Annotated in this window: 20 protein-coding genes and 4 pseudogenes; 9 read left to right on the forward strand and 15 right to left on the reverse strand. The window is 67.8% G+C overall.

The features are described from left to right. Window positions 1-345: 345 nt before the first annotated feature. Complete coding sequence (locus tag AB0D04_RS13300) at window positions 346-1,068, forward strand: hypothetical protein (RefSeq protein ID WP_362702485.1); 723 nt, start codon at window positions 346-348, stop codon at window positions 1,066-1,068. Window positions 1,069-1,257: 189 nt separating this feature from the next. Beyond that, complete coding sequence (locus tag AB0D04_RS13305; RefSeq protein ID WP_362702487.1) at window positions 1,258-1,794, forward strand: cytochrome P450; 537 nt, start codon at window positions 1,258-1,260, stop codon at window positions 1,792-1,794. Window positions 1,795-1,954: 160 nt separating this feature from the next. On the opposite strand, the gene AB0D04_RS13310 is transcribed toward AB0D04_RS13305, so the two are convergent. From AB0D04_RS13310 to AB0D04_RS13345, 8 genes and pseudogenes are all read right to left on the reverse strand, one after another. After that, complete coding sequence (locus AB0D04_RS13310) at window positions 1,955-2,320, reverse strand: hypothetical protein (RefSeq protein ID WP_362702488.1); 366 nt, start codon at window positions 2,318-2,320, stop codon at window positions 1,955-1,957. Between the two features lie 29 nt (window positions 2,321-2,349). Then, window positions 2,350-3,525, reverse strand: a complete 1,176-nt coding sequence (locus AB0D04_RS13315; protein ID WP_362702490.1) for a polyprenyl synthetase family protein — start codon at window positions 3,523-3,525, stop codon at window positions 2,350-2,352. Between the two features lie 416 nt (window positions 3,526-3,941). After that, a pseudogene (locus tag AB0D04_RS13320) lies at window positions 3,942-4,736 on the reverse strand (terpene synthase family protein); the annotation flags it as partial. A gap of 15 nt (window positions 4,737-4,751) precedes the next feature. After that, a complete protein-coding gene (locus tag AB0D04_RS13325) occupies window positions 4,752-4,925 on the reverse strand; it encodes a hypothetical protein (protein WP_362702492.1) in 174 nt (57 codons plus the stop codon). A gap of 148 nt (window positions 4,926-5,073) precedes the next feature. Continuing rightward, window positions 5,074-5,775, reverse strand: coding sequence for an IS256 family transposase (locus AB0D04_RS13330; RefSeq protein ID WP_362702627.1), 702 nt, complete (start codon window positions 5,773-5,775; stop codon window positions 5,074-5,076). Further along, window positions 5,772-6,812, reverse strand: a complete 1,041-nt coding sequence (locus AB0D04_RS13335) for a hypothetical protein (protein ID WP_362702634.1) — start codon at window positions 6,810-6,812, stop codon at window positions 5,772-5,774. Before AB0D04_RS13335 ends, AB0D04_RS13330 begins: the two co-directional genes overlap by 4 nt. 568 nt (window positions 6,813-7,380) lie before the next feature. After that, window positions 7,381-7,719, reverse strand: a complete 339-nt coding sequence (locus tag AB0D04_RS13340) for a helix-turn-helix transcriptional regulator (RefSeq protein WP_362702493.1) — start codon at window positions 7,717-7,719, stop codon at window positions 7,381-7,383. Between the two features lie 392 nt (window positions 7,720-8,111). After that, complete coding sequence (locus AB0D04_RS13345) at window positions 8,112-8,246, reverse strand: hypothetical protein (RefSeq protein WP_362702495.1); 135 nt, start codon at window positions 8,244-8,246, stop codon at window positions 8,112-8,114. 219 nt (window positions 8,247-8,465) lie between these two features. Here AB0D04_RS13345 and AB0D04_RS13350 point away from each other — a divergent pair, with 219 nt between their 5' ends. Both AB0D04_RS13350 and AB0D04_RS13355 read left to right on the forward strand, forming a co-directional pair. After that, complete coding sequence (locus AB0D04_RS13350) at window positions 8,466-8,678, forward strand: helix-turn-helix transcriptional regulator (RefSeq protein ID WP_045933922.1); 213 nt, start codon at window positions 8,466-8,468, stop codon at window positions 8,676-8,678. Continuing rightward, the gene (locus AB0D04_RS13355; protein ID WP_362702497.1) at window positions 8,668-9,054 is read left to right on the forward strand and encodes a hypothetical protein; all 387 of its coding nucleotides are present in this window, start codon (window positions 8,668-8,670) and stop codon (window positions 9,052-9,054) included. Before AB0D04_RS13350 ends, AB0D04_RS13355 begins: the two co-directional genes overlap by 11 nt. 61 nt (window positions 9,055-9,115) lie before the next feature. On the opposite strand, the gene AB0D04_RS13360 is transcribed toward AB0D04_RS13355, so the two are convergent. Together AB0D04_RS13360 and AB0D04_RS13365 are read right to left on the reverse strand one after the other, a co-directional pair. Further along, window positions 9,116-10,117, reverse strand: a complete 1,002-nt coding sequence (locus tag AB0D04_RS13360; RefSeq protein ID WP_362702499.1) for a hypothetical protein — start codon at window positions 10,115-10,117, stop codon at window positions 9,116-9,118. 139 nt (window positions 10,118-10,256) lie between these two features. Beyond that, window positions 10,257-10,895 (reverse strand): helix-turn-helix domain-containing protein, encoded by a 639-nt coding sequence (locus AB0D04_RS13365; RefSeq protein WP_362702501.1) that lies wholly within the window; start codon window positions 10,893-10,895, stop codon window positions 10,257-10,259. A 72-nt stretch (window positions 10,896-10,967) separates the two neighbouring features. Here AB0D04_RS13365 and AB0D04_RS13370 point away from each other — a divergent pair, with 72 nt between their 5' ends. Further along, complete coding sequence (locus AB0D04_RS13370; protein WP_362702503.1) at window positions 10,968-12,572, forward strand: FAD-binding oxidoreductase; 1,605 nt, start codon at window positions 10,968-10,970, stop codon at window positions 12,570-12,572. Window positions 12,573-12,783: 211 nt separating this feature from the next. On the opposite strand, the pseudogene AB0D04_RS13375 reads toward AB0D04_RS13370, so the two are convergent. Both AB0D04_RS13375 and AB0D04_RS13380 read right to left on the reverse strand, forming a co-directional pair. Then, window positions 12,784-13,181: pseudogene (locus AB0D04_RS13375) on the reverse strand (DUF5958 family protein). After that, the gene (locus AB0D04_RS13380) at window positions 13,178-13,348 is read right to left on the reverse strand and encodes a hypothetical protein (RefSeq protein WP_362702505.1); all 171 of its coding nucleotides are present in this window, start codon (window positions 13,346-13,348) and stop codon (window positions 13,178-13,180) included. Before AB0D04_RS13380 ends, AB0D04_RS13375 begins: the two are co-directional and overlap by 4 nt. Before the next feature lie 540 nt (window positions 13,349-13,888). Between AB0D04_RS13380 and AB0D04_RS13385 the strand changes: the two genes are divergently transcribed. After that, entirely contained in the window at window positions 13,889-15,043 is a 1,155-nt protein-coding gene (locus tag AB0D04_RS13385; RefSeq protein WP_362702506.1) for an extracellular solute-binding protein, read from the forward strand. Between the two features lie 793 nt (window positions 15,044-15,836). Here AB0D04_RS13385 and AB0D04_RS13390 read toward each other — a convergent pair. Continuing rightward, window positions 15,837-17,285 (reverse strand): MFS transporter, encoded by a 1,449-nt coding sequence (locus tag AB0D04_RS13390; protein ID WP_362702508.1) that lies wholly within the window; start codon window positions 17,283-17,285, stop codon window positions 15,837-15,839. 117 nt (window positions 17,286-17,402) lie between these two features. Further along, window positions 17,403-17,615 (reverse strand): hypothetical protein, encoded by a 213-nt coding sequence (locus tag AB0D04_RS13395; protein ID WP_362702636.1) that lies wholly within the window; start codon window positions 17,613-17,615, stop codon window positions 17,403-17,405. Window positions 17,616-17,748: 133 nt separating this feature from the next. Here AB0D04_RS13395 and AB0D04_RS13400 point away from each other — a divergent pair. After that, a pseudogene (locus AB0D04_RS13400) lies at window positions 17,749-18,117 on the forward strand (VOC family protein); the annotation flags it as partial. 298 nt (window positions 18,118-18,415) lie between these two features. After that, the gene (locus AB0D04_RS13405; protein ID WP_362702510.1) at window positions 18,416-18,868 is read left to right on the forward strand and encodes a DUF6228 family protein; all 453 of its coding nucleotides are present in this window, start codon (window positions 18,416-18,418) and stop codon (window positions 18,866-18,868) included. Window positions 18,869-18,890: 22 nt separating this feature from the next. Here AB0D04_RS13405 and AB0D04_RS13410 read toward each other — a convergent pair. Then, window positions 18,891-19,118 (reverse strand): annotated as a pseudogene (locus AB0D04_RS13410) (transposase); the annotation flags it as partial. A 230-nt stretch (window positions 19,119-19,348) separates the two neighbouring features. Here AB0D04_RS13410 and AB0D04_RS13415 point away from each other — a divergent pair. Then, window positions 19,349-19,789, forward strand: coding sequence for a hypothetical protein (locus tag AB0D04_RS13415; protein WP_362702512.1), 441 nt, complete (start codon window positions 19,349-19,351; stop codon window positions 19,787-19,789). Window positions 19,790-19,900 lie beyond the last annotated feature (111 nt).

A 19,900-nucleotide genomic window follows, 5' to 3' on the forward strand; every position in this document is an offset into this window, starting at 1 on the left:
ATCCGGTCGGGGTCGACCGAGGGGTGGCCGGCCCACCAGGCGTAGTGCTGGGCGGCGGTGTGCGCCCGGCCGGCGGCGCCCTCGGCCCCGGCCAAGGGCCGGGCGCCCCTCCCCACCTGCCCTGGAGGAACAGCCCGGCCGGACCAGCTCGCGCGGGCCGCCTGATCTACTCGCCGGAGTGCCGGCCGTCCTGCCTGCCAGACCCTGCCTACGTGGGGCTCCCTCAGCATCCGCTGAGGGAACTACGAAGATGACGGCGCCCCTGTCCGAATTCCTGGGGCCTTCCTCGCCTTTGACTGAGACAATCACGGTGAGAGATCAAATCCGGGGGCAGGAGACAACGGGATGACTGCATCGAGGGCCGCTCTCACACGGGACCGCCTGCAACTGAAGATCACCGTCCAGCAGGTGCGACTCGGGGGCCAGGAATATCGAGTGATCAGCCCGGCCACACCACTGAAGAACGGGGCAATCTACCAAACCCGCGGTTCGTACTACATGTATGTGGACCGGCCAGACGGTCGACGCATTGGCACTTTGTGGCTGCTTGCAGCGCGATCCCCACGGTCCTTGGTCTACCTGCCGATGCGCACCGCTGGAACGGCGCTCGGGATCGACTTCGAGAGCGGGGAGAAGCCGCTCGACCTCGTGCTGGCCCACCGAGCAGTACAGTTTCGGCCCTCCCTGTGGAAGAAGCTGCGGGCGCGCATTACTGCAGGGAACGCTCCCCGCGAAGTACGCACCGCGAGTGTGCCGGTGAGGGACCTGCCAGCCGAGACCTGTGAGATCAACTACGCGGCCCCAAGCGCCCCAGAGAACAGGAACCTGCTCCATCAGCACGTCTTCGCCGAGACACTGTTCCTGACGGGCAGCTCGATGGCGTTCCGGGAAGCGGCTCCGCACATATTCACCGTCACGAAGGAAGGTCCGCCCGCTGCCGCGACAGAGCTGTACATTACTGGCGGATGCAATTATCACGTCTGCCGCAGCATCTACCACCGGGCGGATCTGCATGCACATAATGGGGAACAAATCCATGTGGAGTTCTGCCCGCCATGGTCGAGATGACCAGACGCAGACCACCCGGGCAGGACATCCACCCGAGGGGCCCACATTCGGATTGCCCGGGGTACATGTCGGGAGAGCCACGGCCACGGGTAACGACTTCACGGATAGACGCCTGGTATCTCCCCGCTTCTGCCTCCGCGTCTCTGAACCCAAGCAGCAGACGCCCGGCCTCGTCCTTGGTCACTGCGCTTGCGGCCACGATCCGAGTCACGACGCCAATATTGGGGGATCCGCCAGCCTTCGGATCGAAAACAGGCACTGACGAACACCCTCTACCGCCTCCTGACCACCGGCACCTGGAACAAACCCCACCAGGCGCGACGGCTGTCGGACGCCGTCGAGGAGACCCTGCGCCACAACCCGCCACTGACCGGCTGGCTGCGCAACACCACCCGCGAGGTCCAGCTGTCCGGCATCGCTGTCCCCGCCGGCACCCGCCTCCTGCTTCTGCTCGCCTCCGCCGGACGCGACGAAGACCACCACCTCACCAACCCCGACACCTACGACCCCCAGCGCCCCGATACCCCACCCCTCCTCGCCTTCGGCGCCGGCATCCATTACTGCCCCGGCGCTCCCTACGCCCGCCGCCTCGCGCACCAGGCACTCACCGCCCTCGCCCAGACCTGCCCCCGCCTCACCCTCACCGACCCAGGCCGTGCCCACCCCGACGCCTGGCCTCTCAACACCGCCCTCCGAGTGCCCCGCCACCTCACCGCCACCTGGTAACCCCGCCCCGGAGTCCGGTGGCCTTCTCGCCCCACGGGATTTCGCCCTCACATGAACGGAACAGCGCCCAATCCCGCTGATGGTCTGCAGGAACCTGACATGTACTTTCGGCATCCGCGACGCAGGATCTCGGCACCGAACGTCACTAACTGCCGGACCGTCAGTAATTGTGGGCGCGCAGTGCTTTCCCCCGGATGTCGATAGTCTCCGTCAAGATGGCATGCACGATGTCCTCGTGATCCAGCGTTTGGGCCGGACCGACGGCGCTCCGGGCGAGGACATCCCTCGTGAGGCTCCGGTTGACGGCCTGGAGCGCCCCGAGCGCCTTCTTGAGCGCGGTCAGGCGCTCGACGGCATCGGCCTCCGGGATACCGTCGTCCTCACTCGAAACGGCGGTCGCGGCGCGGCGCGGCGTCTCGAGATTCCATGTCCGGCTGCCACAGGGTCTCGATGGCGTCTTCGGCCGGTGGCCGTTGCGGTAGTTTTCCCGCCCGCCCTCGGCCCGCTTGCCGGGCTCGTGTCCCACTCGGACATGGCCAGGACAGGACCGAGCGGTCAGGCCACCCGATGCTGATTGACCACCCACCAGGCCATGTCGTGCACCAGCTCCTTCTCCCGTGATGCTGGCAGCCGGACGTCCAACTGCTGCCAGCCCGCCGCGAACACCGTGTCTGCCTCGGACGTACTGGCCTGCACCGCTCCACACTCGTGCAGCATCGTGATGGCGCGCTCCACTTGCTGCGCGGTGGCCCGTCCGTGGGCAACCCATCGCCACATCTGCCCGGCGTCCTGAGGCGCCAGAGCCACGGCGTGGACGAACGGAACGGTCACCTTGCCGTTGTGCAGGTCCTCGCCGACGCTCTTGGTCGCCTGACCTCCCCGGCACACCCCGTCCAGATCCGCAATGTCATCGGCGATCTGGTAAGCGGTGCCCACCGCCGCCCCGAATGCGTACAGCGCCGCACACGTCTCCGCGTTCGCTCCGCTGACCAGACCAGCCATCTCCAGACTCGCTCCCACCACCACCCCGGACTTGAGCCGGTGGGTCAGCAGCACCACCTGCGCCAGAGACCGGTTGCACCCACTGCGCAATGCCTGCTCCACCTCCAGGCTGTGGCCCTGCAAGTCGAGTGCCTGCCCCGCATGTGCAGCGCGCAGCACCCCGCTATACGCCTCGTACAGGGCGGCACGCAGGGGCGGGTCGTCGGCTGCCGTGCGGCGGATGGCGGTATCGAAAGCGAAGTAGGCGGCGGTCCCCGCGTTCAGTGCCGTCGGCAGACCGAAGACCTGGTGCGCGGCGGGCCTGCCGCGGCGCAGTACGGCCGCATCCTGCACATCGTCCACGATCAGTGACCCGGTATGGATGCCTTCCACGGCAGCGGCCAGCGGGGCGAAGCGGGCGCCGTCGCCGCCCAATGCGTCGATGGCCACCAGCATGAGCCCGTGCCGCCACCGCTGTCCGCCGGCCTCGATGAGATGCCGCACCGGAGCAGTCAGGGTGTCGTGCACGCGCCTGCTCAGCGCCCTCATCTGAGTTTCCGTCAATTGCCCTCGGAACGCGGCCTGGGCGAGAAGGGCCTGCACGGCCTGGGGGGCCGGTGACGGCGGGTACAGCTCGTCCAGTTGTCCGTCGATCTGTTCGCCCAGGGCGTCGAGCCTGTCCTCGAGCCGCCTGCCGGGCTGAGGCCCGGCGGGCGGCTCCTCAGGGGTGCCAGGAACTTGACTGAGCACGGTGAAAACCTCCGCTGACGGTTCGAGCACTCCTGGATCCGTATGGCCGCCGATACCGGCTACTCGCAGCGCGCTCGGGTGTTCCGGTAAGGAGCAGGGTGGTTCCGACCAGTGACGGGCGGCGTCGAGCGCCTGATCAACAAACTCATGACTGGGCTCGCCACCCGATCCAACAGGAGCCCCGGCAACTACCTCGCCCCTGAGCACGTCGATAATCTGAGTCAAGACCTCACCCGGACCACCTGTTGATCAAGACGCGATACACGCCCAGATGACTCCGACGCAGACCGCTCCCCAAGATCTGTGCCAGACCCCAGTTGTCACCTTCGAGGCCAACAATCCTCATTCTTGCTGGTCAGAGGAGCTTTTCGCTACCTGACCACCCGTCGGACAACCCGCTTCATGAAAGCCCGAGGCTAGACGTGGTTCCACCACCAGGAGATGGCCGGGTACGGCAGGGGACTCTTGTCGGTGGTGGAGGGTTCCGCGGCCCAGGGGATCTGTGCGGCGGGGATGAGCTGCTGGTAGCGGGGAGTCCCCAGCGCCCATTCGATGTGTCCGCGCGGAATGTGGGCGAGCTGGTCGAGCAGGTGGCGGAGCGGGGCGCTGGCGGTGGGCCGTACCTTCTCGTACAGCCGCATGAAGAGCTGCATGATGCGGTCGCGGACGACGACGGTTTCGTTCACCGCGTCCGCGAGGGGGATCCGGCGGTGCTTCTGGATCACGGTGACGAAGTTGAACTGGCCCTTTTCGAGTTCCTTCGGGTAGGAGTACAGGTCGTTGTCGAGGATCAGGACCAGGGAGAGACTCTCCAGGGCCGCCTGGACGGCGGGGGCATGGAGTTCTTCGTCGGGGACCACGTCCTGCTGGCACAGCTCGATCAGCTGCCAGGTCGGCGGCAGACCGCAGTCCTCCAGCCGCACGCTCAGGTACCGGTCCTCGCTGGGGTCCTCTCCACTGAGGCAGACAGCGAGCATGCGCAGCGTGCCGCTGAAGAAGACGCGCAGCCCGTGAGTGAACCGCGCGTAGTGCGTGGGGTGGCAGCAAGCCCGCAGCTGGGCCGCCAGGTCGTATGCCGCGGCCACGAACGCGTCTTCGTCCGTGGGCGGCTGGGCGTCGGGAGCAGTGAAGGCCCGCATGATCCGGCCTGCCGCCTCGGCGGCCTGTCCCACGTCCTGGCTGCTCTCCAGGACGGCGTCGTCCAAGAGGAAATACCAGGCGCTGAATCAGCAGGCGACCTGGAAGGCTGCTTCGTCGGTGGCGCCGTCACAGGTAAGGCCCATCCCCCGGTGCACCCGGATCTTCTGTGCTGCCGCCCGCATGCCCGGCAGCTGACCCATGGCGGTGGAGTCCAGCCATTGCAGCATGCGGGGTTCAGCGGTCGCGGCGAACGGGCTCATCGCACCAGGTAGAGGGCAGTAGAACGGCGGAAGCGGGAAGAAAGCATCGGAATTCGACACAGGAGTCTCCAAGAAGCAAGAGTGACGGGGAGTGTCTTGTTTTTCGTGTCAGCCCTGGTGGTGACGATTCATGGGTTTAGCTGGGTTGTTACTGGTTGTCGATGACGCGGTCGCCGTAGAAGCCGGCGAGGGCGTTGATGGCGGTTTTCCAGTTGTGGGTGCGACCGGTGGGGTTGGCCCGGTTGGGGCGGCGGTCTCGGATGACGAGGTAGAGGACTTTCAGGGCGGCTTCCTCGTTGGGGAAGTGCCCCCGGCGGCGGGTGGCCGTGGCCTGGCGGAAGCGGGAGTTGAGGGACTCGATCACGGTCGTCGTGCAGACGATCTTCCGGATCTCGGGCGGGAACCGTAGGAAGGTGATGAAGTGCTCCCAGCTGCGCCGCCAGACGCCGATCAGAGCGGGATAGCGGGTGCCCCAGGCCTCCTCGAACTCGGCGAACCACCGTTCGGCGGCGTCGGGGGTGGCCGCGGTGTAGACCTCGCGGAGCTCCTGTGCGATCTGTGACCAGTGTTTGGTGGAGGCGTACTTGAGGCTGTTGCGGACCATGTGGACCACGCACAGCTGCACATCCGCGACCGGCCAGATGTTGGTGATGGAGTCGGGCAGTCCTTTGAGTCCGTCGCAACAGGCGATCAGGATGTCTTCAATACCGCGGTTCTTCAGCTCCGCGAGCCAGGCCATCCACTGCTTGGCGCCCTCGCCGCCGGAGCCTACCCACCTGCCCAACTCGTCACGCGCGACCTCGAGGTTGATCCCGACAGTGATGTAGACGGGCCGGTTGGCGACTGTCAGGGTTGAATCGGATCGGCCTGGTTGCTGGGATGCGCCGCCATGACGTACTTCATGGCCGTCGACGTCGCCAGCCCGAACATGCGTATCAGATGGACAGGGTCGGCAGTGTGTCGGGCTTCGTCGTAGATGCGGTCCTGACGTAGCCTGCTGGCGCTGATTCCGACCCGCTCGAAGACGGTCTTCGTGACCTCGGTACTGATCTTCGGCCCGGCTTCGTCGGTTGCGGAGAACCTGCTGACCAGCAAGTGGGGGTTGGTAGTTCTGGGCCAACGACGGTGCCGCTCGCGAAGCCATGCTGTCGCCAACTCGGTGGTGAGCTCGTCGAGATAGACGATGTGATCAAGGCGCCCTGGGCGGCGGACACGCAGATGCCCGCGGGCTCGGTCCAGGTCGTTGAGCAGCAGCGACGGCAGGTCGTGGTGGGCCAGGGCGTGGACGGCGACGAGCGCGAGGATGAACTGGCTCCTGACGTCGTTGACCTTGTCCAAGATCCCCTTCAGCCTTTCCGAGGGGAGAGGCACTGGGAGTCGAACCGCCTGGGGAATCGAGACGCTGCGGGCGGGGTCACGGAAGATCTTTCGTTCGCGTCGCAGGGCCCGGAACAGCGAGCGAAGCGGGGGATGGACGGAGTGCCGACGGAAGTGGGGCAGGTTCAAGATTGGGGTTTCGATGTCCTTTCTGGTGATCTGTCTCAAGTCGGTTGCCCCGGAGGCGGCCCAAGTCCTCAGGATCGGGAACGCGTTCTGGACGTAGACGTAGATCGTCCCGGAGGCGAGAACGGGGTTGGAGCGACTGCCTCGGCCGAGGAGAACGTCGATCCAGGTGTGAACCGCGACGGCGAACGAGCCAGGCAGCGAGTCGGCAAGTGTCCGGGCACGGACCAGCTCAGCGTTGGTCACCGGCCGGCGCTGCAAGAGGCCACGCTGGCGCAGGAAGCAGACCACACGCCGTCCGTTGTGGTGGCCGCTGAGGGTGGCGATGACGTTGACGTCCTCTTCGCGGACGGGCGCTTCGACGCCAAGTTGAGCGGTCAGCACGCGCAGCGTGCGCAGGCTCCCACTCCCGGCATAGCGGGGGTCGACTCCTTGTTCGCGCAGGTAGTCGGAGAAGTCGCTGAGCAGCGTCTTGGCCTCTGGAGTGAGCGCGTACTCGTCTTCGGGATGCAGCTGGCTCCAGGCTCGCAGAGGTGTGGGGAACAGTTCCAGTTGCGCGGGGTCGATGAGGTGAGGCGATGTGGGGCGTCGGGGCGCGAGACCGCCCGGAACTGCTTCTGCTTGGCCCTGAGGCGGCCCTGAGAGTGTCCGCTGAGGTATCTGTCGCTTCTGCGCAGGGCGAATTCGCGGCCGAACCAGAGCTGATCTCCGCCGACCAGGGCAATACCGCTGACATCGATCTCGGTTTCCTTCAACAGCAGGGTGCAGAAACGGCACTTACCGTTCTTCAGCGGCAGGCGACGTTGGCATCGCTCGCACTCGGACACCTCGGGATGCAATTGCCGCCAGCCGCGGCATCCGAAGCAAAGGGTGAGTCGGTCATTCGCCCAGGCCAGACAGTGAGTGCAGCTGCCGTCTGCGACCTCGGGGTGACGGGGCATGCCTGTGCCCCTCAGTTGGGAGGCAGCGAGCGACGTCGGCCTCCACTGCCCGGCTTGGGGGTCGGACGAACTTGCTCCACGCTCCGGTTCTCACCGACCGCCCGGCGCCCGGACTCCGATGGCATCGCTGCGGCGACCGGCTCGGCCTCCATCAAGTCCGCGACGGTGCAGTCCAAGGCGGTGCAGATCTTGTCTAGATCGTCGAGCCGGACCGTGACGGGCTTACTCGACCACAGCGCTGCCGTCTTGCTCAGCGACGGGTTGAAGCCGACTTCCTGGAAGGCGGCGAGCAACTGGGTGGGCCGCCAGATGTCACGGCGGGCGGCTGCCCAGCGCAGGTTCCACTTCATCGGTTCACGACTTCCAACTCAGCCGGCGAACTGCTCGCCGCGAAGACTCCAGGCTCTGCCGCTCCGGGTCGCCCTTCGCCGTGGCTAATGGTGGAGTCGGGTATTGGAACCCGCGGAATACCTCAGCCTGCGGTGCCCGAAAATCCGGTCACAGGTAGTCGAAAAAGCGGGTCCACCACGTCGGGGGATGCTCGGGCGTGGCTTCGACGTCTGCAATTGGCCCCACGATGACGGCTGGGACTTTTCCGCGTACGGGCATTCGAGGACGGCCTGCCGTGGCCCCACCAGACCAGTGACAGCAGGCCAGCGGGTGGGGGTCAGCTCAAGACATCATTGAACGCGCAACTGCCAGAGAGCGAGAACCGCCGTCACCATGGGCCCAATTGACGACGTCACAGCCACTCGGGCGGGTAGTAGGAGGCGAGGTCGCTGACGCCGTCGTATCTCGTCCAGAGCAGGTGTTCTGAGACGGCGTCGTAGCTGGCTTTGTAGGCGAGACCTGGGATCAGGCAGCACTTGTCGATCACAGCGCCGCGAAATGTCGGTGAGAAGTGACATCACCTGGAGCTGGAGCCGCGCTCGCGGGCGGGGTTGTGGCCTTCCAAGGGGCGGCCGGGGATGCACTCGCCCTTCCTGCCGGGCTGGCCACCAGCACGGTGAACGCGGTGCCCGAGGCGCCGTGTGAGCCCTGCCCTCCTGTAAAGCAAGCTTGACAGTCCCCGAGGGATGACAAGTAAGCTTTACACATGCGAAACAGCGTCAGGGAGCTGCGGTCGTCACGAGGGCTCTCCCAGGGCCAGCTAGGCACAGCCCTCGGGGTCTCACGGCAAACGATCAACGCCATCGAGACCGAGCGGTACACACCTTCCCTGCCGCTCGCCTTGTCCATGGCCAAGTTCTTCGAGGTCAGCGTTGAGGAGATGTTTCATGCCAATGAGAGTCCAGCAGATGACCAGTGACACAGCCAGGCGGTCCGTCCCCGGCTTCTTCCTCGCCGTCGGAGGCGCCTGCCTCGTGGCCGCGACTTTCGGCGGCCACCTCGCTCTCGGCCTGGTGACGTTCGGGATCCTGGCGGTCTGCAGTCTTGCCTTAGTGCTGCTGGGACGCCGGAGCGAGACCTATCAGGGCCTCACGGAGAAGGCTCCCGACGAGCGCTTCGCCCGGATCGGAGGGTGGGCCTGGGCCGGCACGGGCATCGTGCTCACCGTGGGGAATCTCAGCGCCTTCATCGGTGAACTGGCATCCGGCAGAAGCGGCGATCCGTACTTCTGGTTCGTGGCCACCGCCGCCATCACCTACATCGCGTTCGTCGCCTTTTTGTCTCGGCGTACCTGAGAAGCCATCGCCGCGAACGGCTCGCCGCCGTAGGTCCGACCAGGCAGCGCCATCAACCTGGTCACCGGGGGTCGGTGCCGGCCACACCGACGTGGTGGCGGTCTTGGTCATCGAGGGGCACGTACGTTTTCTCCTTGCTGGCGGCGGGTGGCTCGTTGGCTGATCTCGACTGCGTAGGCGGCCCAGTCTCCGGCGCGGCTCGCTGCCATTTGATGGCGACGGTGATGTCGATGCCGAGGGTGCGGGCGAGGACCGCGGCGGGCAGTTCGGTGGCGAGCTGGAACAGCGCGGTCGAGCGGGTCTCCGCAAGCCGGATGCCGAGTTTGCGGAGCCGTTCGCCCATGGCCCAGGAACTGATCGGGCGGCCGGGCTGGCCTTCGGGGAAGAGCCAGGGCGAGTCTGTGCGGCCGAGGACGGCATGGCTGCGGCGGACCTCGACCTGCTGGAGGGCCAGTTCAGCGACGGGTGCGGTCAGGTCCACTGGGACGGCGCCGAGTCGGATGCGGACCGCTCTGTCCGTCTCCTCGATGTGGTCGACCGTGAGCCGGGAGATCGCTGCGGGCCACTGGGCATAGAGGAGCAACAGCAGGCCGGCGAGGCGGTCTTCGGGCTTGAGGGTGTCGTCGTGCAGCAGGCGGCGGGCGGTGGCCCAGCGGGCTTCCTCGTCCATCGGCTGGGAGGGGCCGTTCCATCGCTGGGCCGGGAAGGTGAGATCGCGGGCGATCTTCTGGGCGAGGGCCCATCGCACGAAGTGGCCTGCCTTCTGGCGAAGACGGACGTCGCCGCTGGTCATCCAGCGTTCGATGTCGGTCTGCCGGCAGGTTGCAAGGGTCAGGTTCTGGTCCTCCAGCCAGTTCAGGAGATAGACGGCCGCCCGCAGATGTTGCCGGGCGACCGTGAGCTGGCTGTGCGTGATGTCCTTGCCGCGGCTGCGTCGGCGAAGCCGACGCAGGAGGTGCCACGTCGCGTATCGGTGCAGGATTTTCCGTCCCTCAGCCGTCGCATGGGAGGTGACGAGCGCGCCTGCAGCCCTCGGCCCATCGCCGCACCAGGTGGTCGGCATGGCCGTCCAGGATGCAGTAGCGGCGGGTCGGGCCGTTGTCGACGAGGTCGCCCGCGCCGACCGCGTGGTCGGCCGGCCGGGCCCCGGTGCGATGACGGCGACCGGCCTTGGATGTGTCCAAGGTGGGCGCCGTTCCGGCTCATGCGCTGTCGTCTCCGGTGGCGAGGATGGTGCGGCCGGCCGCAAAGAGCCGTGCGCAGCGCTGCGCCATGGCTTCGGGTGACTGGTCGGGGTGGTTGACCCACCAGCGGACCAGGGCGGTACACAGGCCGCGCCAGGCGTATTTGAGGGCGTCGGCGTCGAGCGGATCGCTGGATCCGGCGGCGTGCAGGAGGTCGGCGGTGCCGGTTGCGGCGAGGTCGTCGATGGCGCCGCGGTAGTGCGCCGCGCGTCGGGCGGCATCGCTGCCGGGCGGCAGTGTGACGTCATAGAGGACGAACCACGCCTCGCGCTGCCCGTCCAGGGCGGCGAACAGGGCGTGCAGCACGCGCAGGGAGGTGGGCGGCGCGCCGGAGGCGTGTTCGGCCATCGCGGCGCTGATGGCGTCCAGCAGCCGGTCGCCGACCGGGTTCAGGCAGGCGAGGTAGAGGTCCTGCTTGCTGCCGAAGTAGTGGTGCAGCAACGGCTTGGTGACGCCCACGCGGGCGGCGATGGTGGCCACGGTGGCCGCTTCGTAGCCGTGGCGGCCGAACTCCTCGGTTGCCGCGGCCAGGATCTGTCGTTCGCGCGCGGCCCTGGGCACGCCCTTGGTGCCGGCCCTGGAGGGGTGCGTTGTCATGGACCCGATATTACCTTAGGGTAATTTTCCGTTGGGTAAATTGCTTGCCTGGACTTCGCTGGGAGCACACTGATGCCTGCCACCCCGTCCCACCCCGGTACCTCCCGCCCTCGCTCCTGGTGGGGCTGGGGCTACGCCGACGCCCACCCCGACGAAGCCGAATGCACCGCCATGGGCGCCCTGTTGCCGGGCACCCTGGCCCGCCCGCTGCCGATACCCCAGGTCGCCGACCTGACCGTCGCCCGCCCCGGCGTGACACCCCCGGCTGCACTGGCGCACCTGGTCACCGCCGATCCCGAAGCGCGCGCCGCCCACGCCATGGGCAAGGCCTACCGCGACGTCATCCGGGCCCTTCACGGCCGCCCCGGCCGGATCCCCGACCTGGTCGCCCGACCGACCGACGACCAGGAGGTGGCCGACCTGCTGGACTGGGCCGGCGGGCACGGCGTGGCCGTCATCCCCTTCGGCGGCGGCTCCTCGGTGGTCGGCGGCGTGGAGTACCGCGGCGACGCCCACCGCGCCGTGCTGTCGCTCGACCTGACCTCGATGGACCAGGTCCTGGAGATCGACACTGCCGGCCGCTCGGCCCGCATCCAGGCCGGCGCGCTCGGTCCCGTGCTGGAAGAGCAGTTGCGGCCCCACGGCCTCACCCTGCGCCACTTCCCGCAAAGCTTCGAGTTCTCCACCCTCGGCGGTTGGTTGGCCACCCGGGCCGGCGGCCACTACGCCACCGGCCACACCCACATCGACGACTTCGTGCAGTCCCTGCACGTGGTCACGCCCGCCGGAGCCGGCACGTCCTGGCGCCTGCCCGCATCCGGCGCCGGACCGTCACCCGACCGCCTGTTCCTCGGCTCCGAAGGCGCCCTCGGCATCATCACCGAGGCGTGGATGCGCCTGCAGGAACGCCCGCGATACAAGGCCTCGGCGTCCGTGGCCTTCGCCGACTTCCACCAGGCGCTGGACGCCGTGCGTGCCATCGCCCAGTCCGACCTCGCCCCGGCCAACTGCCGCCTGCTCGATTCCGGCGAGGCACTGCTGTCCGGCGCATCGCACGATGGCTGCGCCGTCCTGGTCCTGGGCTTCGAATCCGCCACCACCCGCGTCGACGACCGCCTCACGAGCGCCCTGGACCTGGCCCGCGCCCACGGCGGCCGCGCCGGGGCGCCGACGGCGGACCGCGACGCCCCGGCCGACGCGGCCGTGCGCGCCTGGCGCTCGGCGTTCCTGCGCATGCCCTACCTGCGCGACGGCCTGGCTCGCATGGGCGCCGTCGTCGAGACCTTCGAGACCGCCGCCACCTGGGACACGATTCCCGCCCTGATCGACGCCGTTCGCACCCAGGTCGGCGCCGCCGCCTTGAAGGCCACCGGTCACCCGGCCACCATCAACTGCCGCCTGACCCACGTCTACCCCGACGGCGCCGCCCCCTACTTCACCGTGGCCGTCGCCGGCCGACCCGGCGACGAGGTCGAGGTCTGGGACGACATCAAAGCCGCCGCAAGCGACATCCTGCACCGCCACCGCGCAACCATCACCCACCACCACGCCGTCGGCCGCGACCACCGCCCCGGCTACGACCTCCAGCGCCCGGAGCCCTTCGCGCTGGCACTACGCGCCGCCAAGAACGCCCTGGACCCCCATCGCATCCTCAACCCAGGCGTTCTGATCGACTGAGCCGGAATGCCCTTAAGAACGCGGCAGCGGAACACCACACTTCCGGCAGTACCGTCGGCCCACCTCGCCAGACGCCACGACCCACATCATCCAGCCGCACGGACCTCATGGCCGGCGTTCAACAACATGCGCCCCAACGCGTCGACCGGCCGGCTGCGGAGACTCCGCGGCCGGTCAGAGTTCGCCACCGTGGCGGTCGAGTCCCACGCGATCAGTCAGCGACGGACAGCCTGTGCCACCAGTGACCGCATCCGCCGCCGCAGAAGCGCTCGCGGCGCCGCTTGTCCGCGATCGCGAGTACCGCGATAGCAGGCGAAACGCCTTCCGGCGCTCGTCGAGGGGGGCGAGGCCGGCGATCTTCCCCGGCTGATGGTCGATCCGGCCGCGTGTAATCAGCACTGCAGGCGTATGCGTGGGGCGGAGCTCGGCATGACGGATGCTCTCCGGTCCGTCCTCGGCGACTGCGCGAGCGTGGACGCAGTGATGGCGCAGGAACAGCAGCGTCTCGGACTGTTCCTCCGGGCCGAGGCTGTCACACCACTCCATGCCCTGTGACATCGGGCGCAGCCCCTGGGCGAGTTCGTTGAGTATGACGTCACGTTCGGTCATGAACGCCTCCCGTTGGACAGGCGGCGCTCCGCCGCGGTGATCAGGATGCCGAGCAGCACCGCCAGATCTGCCGCGCCCTCGGCGTCGTCGGCCCAGCGGGTGGCCTGCAGTGAGTGCAGGGCCCGACATGGCTTCAACTGGGCCGGGCCGCCGCCGAGTTGATACACACGACGTCAACAATGCCTTGCACCTGCCGTCACGTCAGGCCGTAGGCTGGCCGGCGGACAAGCGGGACATGTCACGGGGGCCCATCCCGCCCGGTCCTTCCGTCCCGCGTGCCCCCACAGGGACAAAACGAGTGAGTACAGCCGTATCGATCCGTCTGCGGCGGCGCCTGGCCTCGCGCCCCCGGTCTCCGCGGGAAGCAGGCTGCCCACAGTGAGCCCTCGCGGCCGGTCACCCGCCTCGGCTCTTGGGCGATCTCCTCGTGTCGTGCCGCCGTACTTCCTCTCTCGCGCGGATTTGTGCGCAGAGTGTGCAGCGCGGCTGGCCGGGCGGGGTGCCGGGATGACCCCTCCGAGCTGCGATTGTGAGGAAAACGGAGTCAGCAGTTTAGCCAATGTTCACCTGATGGACATCATCTGTGGGCCTACTGAGGCCGGACTTGTTCAGACAAGCCGCCGGACAAGTGCCACCCCCCACGTGCATCCCCTGTGTGGCCCCGCATGAATCCCCTCAACCCCTCTGCGCGTACCCCTGGAGAGACCGTGACCGTGTTCCTGCCGAGGACCGCCGTCCTCACCGGCGTCCTCACCGGCGCCGCCGCCCTCGCCCTCAGCGCCTGTGGCGCGGGCTCCGACGCGTCGGCCGGCCCCGACGGCAAAAGCGCGGCCACCGCGACCACGGCCAAGGCCGTCGGCGGCATCGACGCCCTGGCCAAGGCGGCCAAGAAGGAGGGCACGCTGCATGCGATGGCGCTGCCCCGCGACTGGGCCAACTACGGCGCCCTGATCGACGGCTTCGAGAAGAAGTACGGCATCAAGGTCGAGGTCGAGAATCCGAACGGCGCCAGCCAGGACGAGATCAACGCGGTCACCTCGCGCAAGGGCCAGGACCGCGCGCCCGACGTCCTGGACCTCGGCAGCTCCTTCGCGCAGAGCGCCTCCCAGCAGGGGCTGCTCGCGCCGTACATGGTCGCCGGTTTCGCCGGCATCCCCGAGGCCCAGAAGGACTCGATCGCCCGCTGGGCAAACGACTACGGCGGCTATATCTCCTTCGGCTGCGATGCCAAGCGTGTGCAGACCTGCCCGACCAGCTTCAAGGATCTGCTCAAGCCGCAGTACAAGGGGCAGGTCGCGCTCAACGGCAGCCCCACCAAGTCGGGTTCGGCCTTCGGCGCCGTGTACGCGGCCGCCCTCGCCAGCGGCGGCTCCTTCGACGACATCCAGCCCGGCATAGACTTCTTCGCCAAGCTGAAGAAGAACGGCAACTACACGCCCGTCGACTCCACCCCGGCCACCATCGCGAAGGGCCAGACGCCGATCAGCATCGACTGGGACTACCTCAATGCCGGATACACCGACCAGTTCAAGTCCAAGGGCCTCGACTGGAAGGTCGCGGTCCCCTCGGACGGCAAGTTCTCCCAGTACTACTCGCAGGCCATCAACATGTATGCGCCGCACCCCGCGGCCGCACGCCTGTGGCAGGAGTACCTCTTCAGCGCCGAAGGCCAGAACCTCAGACTCAAGGGATACGCCCGCCCGGCTCTGATGACCGCCATGAAGAAGGCCGGCACGCTCAACAAGACCGCAGCCGCGAAGCTGCCGAAGGTCTCCGGCACACCGAGCTTCCCGACCGAGTCCCAGCAAAACAGCGCCAAGGCCTTCATCGGCCCGAACTGGGGCGATGCCCTCTCCGGATGACCGCGACGCGCAGCAGAGCCGACGTGGTGCCTCCGCTCCCCCTCAGCGGCGGCACCACGCGGTCGGCCGACCCGCCGTCCCCGCGCCGCTCGCCCCCCTGAAACGGAAAGCCCGCGGGTCACTCGAACCGCGCCGAAGGGCCGAATGGGCGGTTCCTCGGCGTGCCGCCGTCGTCCACGATCACGACCCTGCTTTCCCTCAGCGTTCTTGCTCCGACGTTTGCACTGCCGGGCAGTGAACGGCTTGTGATGGTGGTCGGTGCCAGTTCGGTGGCTCGTCGTGTCATCGCCTGGTCCACGGCGGTGTGCAGGGCGCTGGCGCTGGAGTCGGCACGGAACGGTGCGCGCCCCGGACCGCCACCGCGCTGGACCGGCCGATCAGGCAAGGGCTGTCCATCCTTCGCCGCCCCGGCGCACTGACCGACCACCCGGAATGGGAGACGGCGCCGCGCGAGATCGATGAGGACTGGAACCCGGCGTGGCCGGCGCAGCCGCAGCGGCACTTCGCAGCGGTGCGGGAGATGCTCGTAGAGGAGAGCGTGCTTGCGTACATCGAGCCAGGCGTCACCGTAGGACGTCGATGCCCTGGACGACTGTCTGCCGCCGCACATCACGGAGAGGCCTGGAAGGTCGCAGGTGTCTTGACGGTCGCGGGTGTCTTGGGGATGGCCATGCGGCGGCTACGGCATCGGTCACGCTCAACACCTGCACCTCCTGAACGATGCCGTCCCGGACGACATGGACACGGCCCCGGTGCCGCCGGGCAGCTGGTGACGATGCTGTCGAAGTGGTGATCAGTCCAGCGGCGCATCACTTTCTGCAGTGGGCTCGACCTCATCCTCGCGACGGACTTCGGCGGACCGGGTGAGGTGGTTGGCGCGCAACGCGGTGGGCACCCCAAGGGCGGAGACGGCAGCGAAGCCGAACAGGAGCCAGCGCGCGGAGTTGACCATCGACGGCCCACCCACGTTGACCAAGAGGCCGGCGAGCGCGGCACCGAACGCGGTGGACATCGTCAGTACGGTCGCGATCGCCGCGGCGGCCTTCTCCCCCTCCTGTTCGTCTGCCGTGCTGGCCATCGCAGCTACGGACAGGTGAGGCATGGCCAGACCGATCCCTGTGCCCCCGAGGAGGAGGACCGGCAGCCACGTGATGGCGCCAAGCAGCGATGCGTCGCGCTGTTGCAACAGGGCGAGCACAGCAAGCCCGGCGGCCAGGAGCCCGGGGCCGGCTACTTGGAGCCACCGCAATGTCCTCTCCCGGCGTGCCGAGGAGCTCACGACCTGACTTGCCGACCAGCCAAGGGACAATGCCGCGCCGAAGAACCCGGCAGCGACCGGCGGCAGCCCGCCCAGGCGTTGGCTGAACAGTGGCAGGAAGGTCTCTACGGCAACACCAGAGGCGAGGAACGCCATGGTCAGGTAAATCCACCGTAATGCGGAGCCGGCTTGGTAGGTCGGATGGGGAAGGACTCGCACCCTCCCCCTGCACTTTTCCGTCCTGAAAAACGCCACGATCAGGGCCAGTGCCACCGCGATGAACGCCGCCATCACCGCCTGGTTCGAGAGGAGTCCGGCGATGCTCACAGCACCCGCGGCCCCGACAACGAGCAGCAACGAGCCGATCGGTACCGGAGCCGCCTCCGCCTCGGCCCGGCTGCCTCTCGAAAGGACTCGGGGCACAAACGCCGCCATCGCCCCCGAGGCGAGGGCCAGCACAACGAAAGCCGGCCGCCAGGAACCGAACTGCGCGAAGAATCCACCCAGAGCCGGCCCGACGAAGTTACCCAGGCCGAACATGGCGGAGATCAACGCGCTGCCGCGCGCCCACAGATGACGCGGCAGCACGGAGCGAATCAGAGCGAACCCCAGACCCGTCAGCAAACCTGCCCCAAACCCCTGCGCACCACGGCCGACCAGCAGCACCGGCATGACCGGGCTCATCGCGCAGAGCGCCGAACCTGTGGCGAAGACGCCGAAGCCGATCAGGTAGGAGACGATGTTGCCACGCCGGGACAGCACCCGGTTCACGAGCACGGTCGCCACGACTTGCGCTACCAGGAACACGGTCATGTTCCACGCGTAGAGGCGTTCACCGCCGATGTCCGCGACCACCGTCGGCAACAGGCTCGCGGCCAGGTAAATGTTGACGGCGCCAACGAGTACGCCACCGGCCAGCACCACGACGGTACCGAAATGACTGCCAAGTTCCCGCCACGCCCCGACGCTCTGACTGCTCTCCACTCGCGATCTCCGTCCTGTGTTGATCCGTTCCGCGCATCATGGCGGGGCCGGGAGACCCGGTAATCGGGAAAAACGGACGTGACTCGCATCACATTTGCTCGTTACCGAACGTCGTACTCACCCCCTCCGCAGGGACAGGCCGCCGACCGTATGCAGCGACGGGGCCATCGGCACTGGCGAGAATGCGCCGTACACGATGCCCTGGAACACCAGCCGGTCCGGATGCCGCTTGCGTCCCGAATGCCGGGCCCGACGCTCCACCTTGGGCAGCAGCGGCTTGATCGCCACCCACAGCTCGTCATCGACGTCCCACGGCTTCGGCCGCGCCACCCCGCACTCCCGGATCATCAGTCCCGAAGTGATCCAACCACCTCGAAGATCATTTCGTTAGGAGTTCTCAGCACTTCATCTGGCGAGCGACGGTGCGGATGTCGTTGCAGAGCGGGTGCATAGGATCGCCGGCATGGCACTGCGACCTGTTCAGGTGAACATAAAGGCTCTTGATGGCTTGGCGGTCGGCCGGTGCTGGGCGGAGGCGCTCGGCTGGAGTGTCTTCCGACCCGGCGTGACCACCTACGTCGGACCCGTCGGCGGCTTCGTTTGGCCGGACCCGGTCGCCGTCTGCGTCGACGTCGTTCCCGTCCCGGAACCCAAGACAACAACAAAGAACCGTGTGCACCTCGATCTCACCACCACCTCTGCGGCCCATCAGGTGGAGTTGGTCGCGCGCCTTAAGGCTCTCGGTGCGACGCCCGCCCACGTGGGCCAGAGCAAAGTGCCGTGGACGGTCCTCGCCGACCCGGAGGGCAACGAGTTCTGCGTCCTCGCCCCGTCCTGACGCGGAGCCTTAACGACACCCCGACACGTGAGCCCTGTGTGCTCATGCGCCATGGTCCCGGGTGGGTTGGGCTGCGGCGTCTCGGTCGATTCGGGCGGCGAGAGCTTGTGTGTGGGGAGCGAGATCAGCTCGCTCGCCGACCACAACACTCAACTCGCCGACTGAAGCGCCAACAACAGCTAACAGAATGGCGGCGCTGGACACGCGCTCTGCGCTCCCACCGCAGATGGCGGCTTGGTAGGCAGCACAAACTCTGTGGTCGTGGCGACTCCTGGACCCGTAGCCTGCGCCCATGGTGGAGGAAGATGAGACGAGTCCGGCCGTCCGTGTCGGACCCCGGAGCTCTCGAGCGATCAAGCTGTACTTCCACCGGCTGACACGCTCCTTCCCGGAGGAGCGGGACGACTCGCTGCGCGACTTTCTCGTGACGGCACATAGCGAAGCGGTGCAGATCGAGGTCATGGTGAGGACATGGGGCGGTGACGGCCTTGACGTCTTCCTCGCCGAGTTGGCGGAAGCGTTTCGCGGGTGGAGTGGGGCCCGGACCTGGCGCTCTTTGGAGGGCGACCTGACGCTCTCAGCAGAGCACGCAGGATCGCACGTCCGGTTGACATGGGGACTACACGACCGGTACCCGGACGACGAGTGGCATTTCGAAGCGACGACCGATCACGCCCCTGGAGAAGACATGCGCCACCTCGCCGTCGAAATGCGCGCCTTCCTGGAGTCCGAACCGCTCGAGTGAGCGCTGGCAGTCGACTGGTCGCCTACGGTCGGCGTAACGAGACGAGCTGTCGGTGGGTAATCAGGCAGCAGGCCACCTTGAGGAGGGCTTCGTGCGGGCCGGCCCGGCGTTCCCAGCGGATGCAGAGGCGTTTGAAGCCCTGCAGCCAGGCGAAGCTGCGCTCGACGACCCAGCGGCAGGTGCCCAGCCCGGTGCCGTGGACAGCGCCGCGTCGGGCGATGGCCGGCACGATGCCCCGGGCGCGGACCTGCGCTGGCGACACCCTCTTCCCCGTCGTACCCGCCCATCCGGCGCCGGAAGAAGAGACTGCCGCGGGGACCTGGGTTGACAGTGCGGGTCCGGGAGATGCTCAGCTATCTCGCGGCCACTCTTCCACCAGCGACCAGCACCCCCGCCAGGCTGCTGGCTGTCCAGTGCGCCCTGCGCGCCACCGGCTCAGGAAGGCTCTGGATCCCCGCGGGTCTCCTGAAGGGGATGCGCATGGGGCAGGGATCCGCGCCGTGGCAGGAACTGGAACAGACTCAGTGGCTGCGTCGTCCGCCGGCCGCGTCCGCCCTGGGCCGCCCCGGGGTCGCGGCGCAGCTCCTCGATGGCACCGTCCTTGCTCGGGCTCCCGGCCGCAGGGACCGCCCCCGCGCCGCCGACTGGGCGCTACGTGGGGCTTCCTGTGCTGAACTGCACGGTCTGCGGGCTCCGGGTCAGCTGGTTGCACCGGCGCTGAATGCACACCTCTCCCCCGGCCGCGTCTGCGGTGTGCTCGAAGCCGACCGGTTGGCGCATGTGTGCGCGATGGCGTTCAGCGCCTTGGCCGCCGTACTCGACAGCATCGTCGCTGTCGGCGCCATGGCGTCATGGGCGCATGCCCCGACGGCAGAGGACCTTGCGTGGTCGCTCCGCCGGCCGGGCCGTAAGAGTGCGTGACCCGCAGGTGCCCGTGATGTCGGCTGCGGCTCTTTGGCATGCGCCCGGACAAGAGCGGGTCGTTGGCCTCCGCGGCACGTCGTGGTGGGGCATGCGAGCAGCGCTGAAGGC

Origin of the sequence: Streptomyces sp. NPDC048483, assembly GCF_040651455.1 — a bacterium.
Lineage (GTDB): Bacteria > Actinomycetota > Actinomycetes > Streptomycetales > Streptomycetaceae > Streptomyces.

Excerpts from the sequence above, each read along its gene's own strand:
- AB0D04_RS13370 (WP_362702503.1), top strand. The coding sequence starts at position 10,968 with ATGCCTGCCACCCCGTCCCACCCCGGTACCTCCCGCCCTCGCTCCTGG.
- AB0D04_RS13365 (WP_362702501.1), bottom strand. The coding sequence starts at position 10,895 with ATGACAACGCACCCCTCCAGGGCCGGCACCAAGGGCGTGCCCAGGGCC.
- AB0D04_RS13405 (WP_362702510.1), top strand. The coding sequence starts at position 18,416 with ATGGTGGAGGAAGATGAGACGAGTCCGGCCGTCCGTGTCGGACCCCGG.
- AB0D04_RS13355 (WP_362702497.1), top strand. The coding sequence starts at position 8,668 with ATGACCAGTGACACAGCCAGGCGGTCCGTCCCCGGCTTCTTCCTCGCC.
- AB0D04_RS13360 (WP_362702499.1), bottom strand. The coding sequence starts at position 10,117 with ATGCCGACCACCTGGTGCGGCGATGGGCCGAGGGCTGCAGGCGCGCTC.
- AB0D04_RS13300 (WP_362702485.1), top strand. The coding sequence starts at position 346 with ATGACTGCATCGAGGGCCGCTCTCACACGGGACCGCCTGCAACTGAAG.
- AB0D04_RS13325 (WP_362702492.1), bottom strand. The coding sequence starts at position 4,925 with ATGAGCCCGTTCGCCGCGACCGCTGAACCCCGCATGCTGCAATGGCTG.
- AB0D04_RS13340 (WP_362702493.1), bottom strand. The coding sequence starts at position 7,719 with ATGAAGTGGAACCTGCGCTGGGCAGCCGCCCGCCGTGACATCTGGCGG.
- AB0D04_RS13350 (WP_045933922.1), top strand. The coding sequence starts at position 8,466 with ATGCGAAACAGCGTCAGGGAGCTGCGGTCGTCACGAGGGCTCTCCCAG.
- AB0D04_RS13415 (WP_362702512.1), top strand. The coding sequence starts at position 19,349 with ATGGGGCAGGGATCCGCGCCGTGGCAGGAACTGGAACAGACTCAGTGG.